The sequence below is a fragment of the Mycobacterium sp. NGS61 genome (assembly GCF_059812325.1).
The window spans coordinates 335737-345913 of sequence record NZ_JCALCL010000005.1; the positions used below are offsets into that span (position 1 = coordinate 335737).

Sequence of the window (10177 nt, forward strand, 5' to 3'; positions counted from 1 at the left end):
GGCGATGCTCAGGTGGCGGCCGCGTAGGCGGTGTCGACGCTGTAGACGGAGAAACCCGTCTTCTCGTAGGTCCGCACCGCGGCCTTGTTGTCGGATTCCACGTACAGCAGCGCGGTGGGATCGGGCCGGTCAGCCAGCCGCTGCGCCAACGAGGCCAGGCCGATCGACGTCAGCGTCTGCCCCAGTCCACGGCCCTGCGCGGCGGGGTCGACGCCCAGCACATAAACCTCCCCCAATCCCGCGGTGCCGGGATGCACCTTGGTCCAGTGAAAGCCCAGCAGTCTCTCGTCTCCGTCCGCGGGGGCGGCCGAGTACGCCAGGAACAGCCCGTCGGGATCGAACCACGGCTCGCCGCGCCGCTCGTCGAGATCTCGTTCGGTCCAACCCCCCTGCTCCGGGTGGTAGGAGAACGCAGCGTTGTTCACGCGCAGCAACTCGTCGTCGTCGGACGGGCCGGCGTAGGTACGGATCCGCAACCCACGCAGCCGATCGGGGTGCACCGGGGCGGGCGCATCGCGCAGCGGACGTCGCATCTGCAGCAGTTCCCGCACGGCGACCAGATCCAGCGCCGCGGCGGTGGCCCGGGCCGCCGCCAGCGTGCCGTGCGCCCAGAACTGGTTGCCACCACCCGATTTGTCCAGGGCCGAGCGCGCCAGCGCGGTCCCGATGCCACGCTGCCGGTGCTGCGGGTGCACGACCAGTTCGGCCATCGCGGCGGCGTCATCTCGCGCGGGCGTGAGATTGAGGTACCCGACGACGGCACCGCCGTCATCACCCTCGACGGCCAGCAGATGATGAGTGCGCTGCTGCGGCAGCTCCCGCAGCACCTGTTCTCCGACCGGCGCGACCTCATCGAATTCTGTTGCCGCGCTGATGATCTCACGGATCGCGCGTTGGTCCTCGGCGGTCAGCGCCGAGCGCCAGGTCAGGGTGGTCACTGACTGCGCAACGGGTCGGCCAGCGGGTCCTGCAGACCGTCTGCCTCGGTTTCGTCCTCGGACTCGGCGGCCGCCGGACGACCGCGCGCAGGCCGAACCGCCTTGTAACCGACGTTGCGGACAGTGCCGATCAGGGCTTCGTGCTCGGAGCCCAATTTGGCGCGCAGCCTGCGGACATGCACATCGACAGTGCGGGTGCCGCCGAAAAAGTCGTATCCCCACACCTCGTGCAGTAACTGAGCACGGGTGAACACCCGGCCGGCGTGCTGGGCCAGGTACTTGAGCAGTTCGAACTCTTTGTAGGTGAGGTCGAGCGGACGGCCGCGCAGTCGGGCGGTGTAGGTGCCTTCGTCGATCACCAATTCGCCCAAACTGACCTTGCCGACGCTTTCCTGATCGGCCAGACCTCCGCGCCGACCGACCACCAGCCGCAACCGGGCATCGATCTCGGCCGGCCCGGTACTGGGCAACAGGATCTCGTCCAGACCCCAATCGGCACTGACCGCCACCAGCCCGCCTTCGCTGACCACGGCCAGCACCGGGACCGACCTACCGGCCGTACTCAACAGCCGGCACAGACCGCGCGCCCCCGACAGGTCGTTACGCGCATCGACCAGGACGACATCCGCGTTGCCTGCCTCCAACAGCGAAGAAGCTTCCGCCGGCGCCGTCCGCACGGAGTGAGGGAGCAGCGACAGCGACGGTAGGACCGGATCGGAATACAGCTCCGAGGTCAGCAGTAGTAGCTCCAACAAGCCCCTCCAGCGTTCGTGGGTAAGGCCTCCAGGCACATCGCGACACATCGCGTTAGCGGCCAGAACATCTAACGATAACGTGCCACCTGGTCTTTGGCCTTCTGACAGGGCGTCGCGGCCCACCGGTACCAGCGGTTAGACCAGCGGATTCGCTGCCGCGCGGCGGTTGTGACCAATGCAACATGGCCCGCGGCGATGTCACAATATGGCGATGCGCAAGATGCTGGTCGGTGCTACCGCCGCGGCGATCACTGTCGGTGTGGTCGGGTTCGGTGCCCTCAGCGTCGATTACGGCGCCAGCATCTACGCCGAATACCGGCTCTCGACCGCAGTTCGCCACGCCGCCGACCTGGGCTCCGATCCGTTCGTGGCGATCCTGGCCTTCCCGTTCATTCCGCAGGCGATGAACCACCGCTACAACGAGCTGGAGATCAAGGCCTACACGGGAGACCAGCCGGCGGTCGGCCGGGCACTGCTCGAGGCCACCATGCACGCGGTGGACCTGACCGACGCATCCTGGCTGATCAGGCCGGACGCCAAAATCCCGGTGGGCGAGCTGGAGAGCCGCATCATCATCGACTCGGTGCACCTGGGCCGCTACCTGGGCATCACCGACCTCATGGTGGAGGCACCCCCGCAGGAGTCCAACGACGCCACCGGCGGGACCACCGAGTCCGGAATATCCGACAGCCACGGACTGGTGTTCAGCGGCACCCCGAAATCGGCGGACTTCGACCACCGCGTCAGCGTGTCGGTGGACCTGTCCATCGCCCCCGAGGACCCCGCGACGCTGGTCATCACCCCCACCGGTGTGCTGACCGGCCCCGACACCGCCGACCAGCGCGTTCCGGATGACAAGCTGACCGCGGTACTGCGCGCCTTCACCGGTAGGTTGTACAGCCAGAAATTGCCGTTCGGCGTGGCGCCGAACACCGTCGGGGCCCGCGGATCCGACGTCATCATCGAAGGCATCACCAACAACGTCACCATCCGACTCGACGACTTCAAACAGTCCTGAGCTTCGGTCCGGTTATCGCTGTTGGCTTGATCACTATGTCATTGGGTAAGCTGACCGACGTGTCAGCCCGCGCCGAGCTTCTGCTCACCAAGTGCCGCACAGTCGACCTGTGCCGCACAGCGGGTTGTTGCTGTTGCTGTAGCTGCTGAGTAGCCGCGCCTCATCTGCGCAGCACTCGGAGCAGCCCGGAATCCCCCCGTGGCATCTCCCCATGCGCAACAGGCATACCTAGGAGTAAGTCCGTGTCGAGCACTACCACCGCCCGAGTGCGTGGACGTCCGCGCCGCCCAGCGGTCGGCTAGCGCTCGAAAATTCACAAAGAGAAATCGAAAGGATCCCACCATGGCACGCTCCGACGTCCTGGTCTCCGCCGACTGGGCGGAGAGCAATCTGGATGCCGCAGGCGTCGTCTTCGTCGAGGTCGACGAGGACACCAGCGCATATGACGGCGGTCACCTGCCCGGCGCGATCAAGCTGGACTGGCGCAGCGACCTGCAGGACCCGGTCAAGCGCGACTTCGTCGACGCACAGCAGTTCTCCAAGCTGCTCTCCGACCGCGGCATCTCCAACGACGACACCGTGATCCTCTACGGCGGCAACAACAACTGGTTCGCCGCCTATGCCTACTGGTATTTCAAGCTGTACGGCCACGAGAAGGTGAAGTTGCTCGACGGCGGCCGCAAGAAGTGGGAACTCGACGGCCGGCCGTTGTCCAGCGATCCGGTCGACCGGCCCGCGACCTCCTATACGGCCGCCGCGCCCGACAATTCGATCCGCGCCTTCCGCGACGAGGTGATCGCGGCCATCGGCACCAAGAACCTCATCGACGTGCGTTCGCCCGACGAGTTCTCCGGCAAGATCCTGGCCCCGGCGCACCTGCCGCAGGAACAGAGCCAGCGGCCCGGCCACGTCCCCAGCGCCATCAACGTGCCGTGGAGCAGGACGGCCAACGAGGACGGCACGTTCAAGTCCGACGATCAGCTGGCCAAGTTGTATGCCGACGCCGGCCTGGACGGCACCAAGGAAACGATTGCCTACTGCCGAATCGGGGAACGATCGTCGCACACCTGGTTCGTGCTGCAGGAGCTGCTCGGACACCAGAACGTGAAGAACTACGACGGCAGTTGGACGGAATACGGCTCCCTGGTGGGTGCCCCGATCGAGTTGGGAAGCTGACATGTGCTCTGCGCCAAAGCAAGGACTGACGTTGCCCGCCAGCGTCGACTTGGAGAAGGAAACCGTGATCACCGGTCGGGTCGTCGACCGGGACGGTCAAGCCGTGGGTGGCGCCTTCGTGCGTCTGCTGGACGCCTCCGACGAGTTCACCGCGGAGGTCGTCGCCTCGGCCACCGGCGATTTCCGGTTCTTCGCCGCGCCCGGTTCGTGGACGTTGCGGGCGCTGTCCAAGCTGGGCAACGGAGACGCCGCGGTGGCACCGCAGGGCGCCGGCGTCCACGAGGTGGACATCAAGATCGCCTGACCGCCTGCGAAGTCACGCGGCTGCGGCGAATAGACTCGGCGTCGTGGTGCTGTTCTTCGAGATCATGCTGGTCCTGGCGACCGGGGTCATCTCCTGGTTTGCGCTGTATGCGCTGTACCGGTTGATCACCGACGAGTCGTGACCCCCAACGACGGCGATGCCGCGGCAGACGACGCGGCGGGTTCGGCGGACCGTGCTGTCGCCGCCGCGGCCGAACGCGCCAAGCTGACCGCTGCCCGCAACATTCCCGCGTTCGACGACCTGCCGCTCCCCTCCGACACCGCCAACCTGCGCGAGGGCGCCAGCCTGAACGACGCGCTGCTGGCGTTGCTGCCGCTGGTCGGGGTGTGGCGCGGCGAGGGTGAGGGCCGCGGAACACACGGCGATTACCGATTCGGCCAGCAGATCGTGGTCTCGCACGACGGCGGCGACTACCTGAACTGGGAAGCCCGCTCGTGGCGCCTGAACGAATCGGGCGGCTACGACGAGCCCGGGCTGCGCGAGTCGGGTTTCTGGCGTTTCGTCAGCGACCCCGACGACCCGACCGAGTCCACGGCGATCGAGCTGCTGCTGGCGCACTCGTCGGGATACGTCGAACTGTTCTACGGCCGGCCGCTCACCCAGTCGTCGTGGGAGCTGGCCACCGATGCGCTGGCACGCAGCCGGTCGGGCGTGCTGGTCGGCGGCGCCAAACGGCTCTACGGCATCGTCGAAGGTGGCGATCTGGGCTACGTCGAGGAGCGCGTAGACGCCGACGGCGCCCTGGTGCCGCACCTGTCGGCACGGCTGGCCCGCTACGTCGGCTGACGGATGCGGCAGACCAGGACCGTACCGCGCCACCTGCGCTGGACCCTGTCCACCGTGGCGGTGGTGCTGATCGCCTATCTGGCCGCGGTCGCGTTCGAGCCCGGCATCCTGGCCGCGCTGCCCCCGGAGCTGCGCTGGTTCGGCCGGCCGGGATCGATGTCGACGACCGCGATCGCGGTGGGCGTGCTGGTCGCCGTCTGCGTCCTGACCTTCCGCTCCAACGCCAGCCACCGGGTGGTGGGTGTCTCGTTCAGCGTGATCGCGGTGCTCATCAGCGTGAGCGCGATCCTGGGCCTCAGCGCCTACTGGAACTGCCACGACGCGAACCACCCGGCCGTCTTCACGCCGCTGATGCTGACCGCCCAGCTGATCAAAGGCAGCAGCGGCGACTACTCCCTGGCCGGTCACGTCTGTCCCGAGCCCACCCCGGTCGGCCTCGAATTAGCCCGTATGGCAGCGGTTTCAGCGATCTTCACCGGCCTCGGCGGAGCGCTGGTCGGCGTGTTCCGGGCGCAGGTGGACCGGCTGCGGGCCAACTTCGCCAATTCGGTCACCGCGATCGTCGGCGTCGACGACGACACCGAATCGATGGTCAGCGGCGTGGCACGCACGCTGGACCGGCGCAGCACCCTGGTGGTCATCACCAGCGCCGGCGACGATCGCGTGCAACGGGTCCGCAGACTCGGCGCCCGGGTGGTGCTGGTGGACTTCAACACACCATCGACGCTGGTGTCGCTGCGGCTGTGGCGTCACCTGGGCCGGCTCTACCTGATGGCCCCCGATCCGGCCGTCAACCTGTTGTGGCTCGACCTGATCGGTCGGCGGCTCGCGGAGGTGGCGGACAAGCGGCGCCTGCCGCTGATCGTGCGCATCGACGACCCGTGGCTGGCTGAGGCATGGCGGGCCCAGCAGTTCGGTGGCTCTGACACCCGGTGGGCCGCGGACGTAGTCGGCAAGTACGAGGTCACCGCGAGCCGACTGTTGGACGGCATCATCGCCACCGGCCATACCAAACGTGTATTCGTCTGCGGCACTTCGCAATTGACGTTGGCCCTGTGCGCGGACCTGACCCGCCGCGCGCTGGAGCGCGAGTTCTACACCCCGCCGGGGGCGCACCCGCTGCCAGCGCTGACCCTGGTGGAACGAGACGCCGAGGAGTACCTCAGGGACCATCACTTCTATCGCCGGCAGGCCGGCTTCGCTTCCGACGGCCCAGCGATCGACGCCGTGTCGGAGGCGCCGACCATCCCGACCATGCTGAGTCTGATCGGCGACACCGACTCCGTCTCGTGCGCGCTGATCCTGGTGGACACCCACACCGCAACCACCGGCACCAGGCTGGCCGCCCGCTTCCCCGACATGCCCATTTTCACCTCCGACCTCAACACCAGCATCGCCGACGATTCGATTCAGGTAGTCGGGATGCTGCAGTCCTACTCGCTGGTGCTCGACACCCGGGAAGGCCAGATCCAGGACGCCTGGGAGCGGGCGGCACGGCTCATTCACGAGCGCTACGTCGCAACCATCGATCCCAGTTGGCCGCGGGGTCCCGCGGCGGTGCCGTGGAGCGAACTCGACGAATTCTACCGGGGCTCGAACCGCCGCCAGGTGCGCAACGCCTTGTGGATGGTCGAGCAGATCGCCGGCCACACCTGGAACACCTGGGGCAATCCACCCGCCCAGCTTTCCGGTCAAGATATGGCGGATTCTCCTGCGCTGGAACAGCTTTCGCTGCTGGGGTTCGACCGGTCCGCGGCCCTGGCGATGGCACGTGCCGAGCACGAAGACTGGTGCCGCTACTACCGGCGCAACGGCTGGAAATACGGGGTACCGCGCGACGACGCCCGCAAAATCCACAACAAGCTCGTCGACTGGTCCGAGGTCGAAAGCGACCCCGACCTGCTGGACGCCGCGGTGCGCAGCCTGGCCGCCACCCTGTGGAGCCTGCGTCAGCTCGGCTACCGGTCCCGCCCACTGTGGCGCCCCTTCACCCGGACCGGGACGGTGGCCGCCGAGCAGCGCAACGAACCGTGGACCTGGCAGTCGGATGCGGGTGCCACGATGCAGGCCGAGCCCGGCGACTGGGCCGTGCACTCCGATGGCAAGACCTGGTCGGTGCGCGACGACATCTTCCAGCTCACCTACGAGCCGGCCGGTGACGGCCAGTGGCGCCGCAAGGGACGTGTGCAGGCCCGCCCGGCCCAGGCCGGGGAGACGATCAACACCCTGGAGGGTCCGACAACGGCCGCGGAGGGTGATTGGGTGGTCCGCGGCGGCGAGGGTGAGCAGTGGCCGGTGCCGGGGCACGAGTTCGGTCAGCGCTACGCCGAATATCACCCGCCCGTCGACGCGCAGCTCCACGACGGCGACTGACCCGCCACTGTGCCGGGTCGTGTCCGAGAGTTTGCCGGAATCGATTGCTGCTGCTGATGCCATGCGCTACCGTCGCCTCACGGTTTCGGCGTATCTGCCTCCCGCACCCTTCCCTTCCCTTCCGTTGAGGAGTCCGCTGTGGCCATCTTCATCAGCTACTCGAGCCAAGACAGGACGTCGCTCGAAGCGCTGACGACCGCCCTGAAAAGAGCCCAACAAAAGGTCTGGTTCGACCAGGAACTCGGCGGTGGGGACGCGTGGTGGAACTCCATCCTGGAGCAGATCCGCTCCTGCGACGTCTTCATCGTCGCGCTGTCCAACAACTGGTTGCAGTCCAAGCCAAGTCAGGCCGAGCTGCGCTACGCCCAGGCGCTGAACCGTCCGATCCTGCCCGTCCAGGTGGGGCCGGTGGACAGCGTGCGGGTCAATCCGGTCTCGGCGCTGCAGATCATCGACTACCAGAACCCGACGGTCGAGGCCGGCATCGGACTGGTCACCGCGATTCACGCCCTGCAGGAGAAGGCGCCGCCGCTGCCCGCACCGCTGCCCGAGGAGCCGCCGTTGCCGTTCGGCTACATCATGCGGCTGGGCAACACCCTGTCGGAGAAGGAGCTCACTCCGCAGCAGCAGATGCAGTTGCTGGTCGAGTTGCGGTCCGGGCTCGATGAGGACGGCTCGGATCCCAGCGCCCGCAGCGACATCGCCCAACTCCTGCGTATGTTGCGGATGCGGCACGACGTCACCTACCGCACCCGCACCGAGATCGACAACGTGCTGGCCGAGATCGAGGCCAGAGACGGTTCACCGGCCGGACCGTCCGTAGCCGGACCACGGCCGGCACCCGCGGCCGACGCCGCGACCCAGGCCGCCCTGCCCAAATCGCCCCCGCCCCCGGCGGTCAGTCCCGGCCCCGCGCCCGGCACCGGCGGGAAGTCTGGCAGCAAGCTACTGCTCATCGGCGGTGCCGCGGTGGCCGCGGTGGTGGCGATCGTATTGGTCGTGGTGTTCGCCGGCGGCGGAGGCAGTAAGAGGCCCGCGGCAAAACCCGGCGCTGCCTCGACCGCCGCGGAGACCGGTGCGTCAGCGCCGGCTGAAATCCAGTCCGTCCTGCTCGACGTAGCCGACATCGGGAATGTCCTGGGTGATCCGAACATGGAGGTCGGTCAGCGCGCCGACGGACTGCGCGCGCCGCAGGGAACCCTGTCGGATCAGGAGTGCCTGTCGGCTTTCGAGCCGTTCCAGGAATCGGTGTATCGCCCGCACGGGCCCACCGCGACGCGCAATGAGGTCGTGCATACCCGCGGAGAGAACCCGGCGCACCGGGTCATTCAAGCGGTGGCGCAGTTCCCTTCGGCTGAGAAGGCACGCGCCTTCGTGGAGGGGTCTGCTACGAGATGGCGTGCCTGCGCCACCAAGACTGTCAAGATCACCAACTCGGGCAAGAGCGGTGAATGGACTTTCGGCGACGTCACCGGCGCCGAAGCAAAGATCAGCCAGACCCGCACCGAGCCCAGCGGCCGGACATGCCAGCACGCCCTCAGCGCAACCGGTGCGCTGGTGGTCGAGGTCGAGGCGTGTGGCAACAACGACGTCACCGATCAAGCCGGCCGGCTCGTCGAACAGATGGCGGCCAAGGCGGCCAGGTAGCGGCGCACCGGCCCGCCCGGCCCACAGATGGAGCGGCCCCCGAGCCGTTCTCCGGTTGGACAGACCGGAGGCTCGGGGGCCGGGTGGCTGCGGGAAATTCGCCAGCGCGCGTTGCTCGCTGACTCTTCCGAGCCGTGCAGCTAGCGCGCAGCCACCTCACATGTCCATGACGCTATCAATTCGCGGACCACCTCCTTTCCTGTGTACTGACGAAACTACCATCGACTCCGAAAGGGTTGCCAGCCTTTTAATTTCGCAGGGCAGGCGCGGTCACCGATCGCTGATGATCGCGGCGTCGACGAGTTCGGCGAAGGTGTCGGCGAACGGCGAACGGCGCAACCGCTGCCCGTCCAAGGTGTGCACCCGGGCGGCCAGCGTCATGCTCGAGATAAGCCAAATACCTTGGGCGGCAACTAAATCCGCAACGCGCAGGGCGCGGTAGTCGCAGTCGTAGCCGGCGCTGCGGGCGACCTCGAACAGCGCCTGTTGGGTGGTGCCCCGCAAGATGGGAAACCATGGCGGCGGTGTGAGCAGAAGTGGACTGCCGTTCTCGCCGGCGGCCGCGATGATTACCGTCGAGCGCGGACCCTCCAGGATGAAGCCATCCGTACTGACGAAGACGACGTCGCCGGCGCCTTGGCGGGCGGCGTGGCGCAGGACCGCCATGTTCACCGCGTACGACAGCGTCTTGGCACCGGCCAGCAGCCACGGCATCGCGTCGATTCCCTTGGCCGGCAACCCCCGATCCAGCGTGATCGCCGCTACGCCGTCGCAGCGCACCGCGGCCACACGGTCCGGGACGGGATTGACCGCGACATACGCGGTAGGGTCCGAACCTCCTTCCCGGCCGCGGCTGTAGATCAGCCGCAGCGCCGCTTCGTCGGCCGTGGTCGACACCCACCGGCGGGTCGCCACGTCGATCGCACGGCGCCACCCGGGCAGGTCGGGGGCGGGCAGGTCCATGAACTTGGCGGACTGGGTCAACCGCTGCAGGTGCGACTCGACCAGGCAGGCCTTGCCATCGCGCACCAGCAGCGTCTCGAAGACCCCGTCGCCGCGAACCGCGGCCAGGTCGTCGGCGTGCAACAACGGCGTCCCGGGATCGACGATCGTGCCGTCGAGGGTGACCACCACACCAGCCATGAGGGGTCAGCCTAGC

9 protein-coding genes are annotated in these 10177 nt (G+C 67.6%); 6 read left to right on the forward strand and 3 right to left on the reverse strand.

All coding sequences use genetic code 11. The annotated features are described in order from the left end of the window. Positions 1-8 precede the first annotated feature (8 nt). Positions 9-938 (reverse strand): mycothiol synthase, encoded by a 930-nt coding sequence (mshD, locus tag AC5Y3Z_RS14175; RefSeq protein WP_463828470.1) that lies wholly within the window; start codon positions 936-938, stop codon positions 9-11. Continuing rightward, positions 935-1693: a winged helix-turn-helix transcriptional regulator gene (locus tag AC5Y3Z_RS14180; RefSeq protein WP_463828469.1), complete on the reverse strand. Its 759-nt coding sequence runs from the start codon at positions 1691-1693 to the stop codon at positions 935-937. The genes mshD and AC5Y3Z_RS14180 overlap by 4 nt, the downstream gene beginning before the upstream one ends. Positions 1694-1898: 205 nt before the next feature. Here AC5Y3Z_RS14180 and lmeA point away from each other — a divergent pair, with 205 nt between their 5' ends. The 6 genes from lmeA to AC5Y3Z_RS14210 all read left to right on the forward strand — a co-directional run bounded on the left by lmeA (position 1899) and on the right by AC5Y3Z_RS14210 (position 9018). Next, positions 1899-2711: a mannan chain length control protein LmeA gene (gene lmeA / locus AC5Y3Z_RS14185; RefSeq protein ID WP_463828468.1), complete on the forward strand. Its 813-nt coding sequence runs from the start codon at positions 1899-1901 to the stop codon at positions 2709-2711. A 342-nt stretch (positions 2712-3053) separates the two neighbouring features. Beyond that, a complete protein-coding gene (locus AC5Y3Z_RS14190) occupies positions 3054-3887 on the forward strand; it encodes a sulfurtransferase (RefSeq protein WP_463828467.1) in 834 nt (277 codons plus the stop codon). A 1-nt stretch (position 3888) separates the two neighbouring features. Further along, the gene (locus tag AC5Y3Z_RS14195) at positions 3889-4191 is read left to right on the forward strand and encodes a DUF1416 domain-containing protein (RefSeq protein ID WP_463828466.1); all 303 of its coding nucleotides are present in this window, start codon (positions 3889-3891) and stop codon (positions 4189-4191) included. Positions 4192-4329: 138 nt separating this feature from the next. Next, positions 4330-4998, forward strand: a complete 669-nt coding sequence (locus AC5Y3Z_RS14200; protein WP_463828465.1) for a heme-binding beta-barrel domain-containing protein — start codon at positions 4330-4332, stop codon at positions 4996-4998. 3 nt (positions 4999-5001) lie between these two features. Then, a complete protein-coding gene (locus tag AC5Y3Z_RS14205) occupies positions 5002-7371 on the forward strand; it encodes a hypothetical protein (RefSeq protein WP_463828464.1) in 2370 nt (789 codons plus the stop codon). 138 nt (positions 7372-7509) lie between these two features. Then, positions 7510-9018: a sensor domain-containing protein gene (locus AC5Y3Z_RS14210; RefSeq protein ID WP_463828463.1), complete on the forward strand. Its 1509-nt coding sequence runs from the start codon at positions 7510-7512 to the stop codon at positions 9016-9018. A gap of 270 nt (positions 9019-9288) precedes the next feature. Here the strand turns inward: AC5Y3Z_RS14210 and AC5Y3Z_RS14215 are convergent, their stop codons facing one another. Then, the gene (locus tag AC5Y3Z_RS14215) at positions 9289-10152 is read right to left on the reverse strand and encodes an aminodeoxychorismate lyase (RefSeq protein ID WP_463828508.1); all 864 of its coding nucleotides are present in this window, start codon (positions 10150-10152) and stop codon (positions 9289-9291) included. Positions 10153-10177 lie beyond the last annotated feature (25 nt).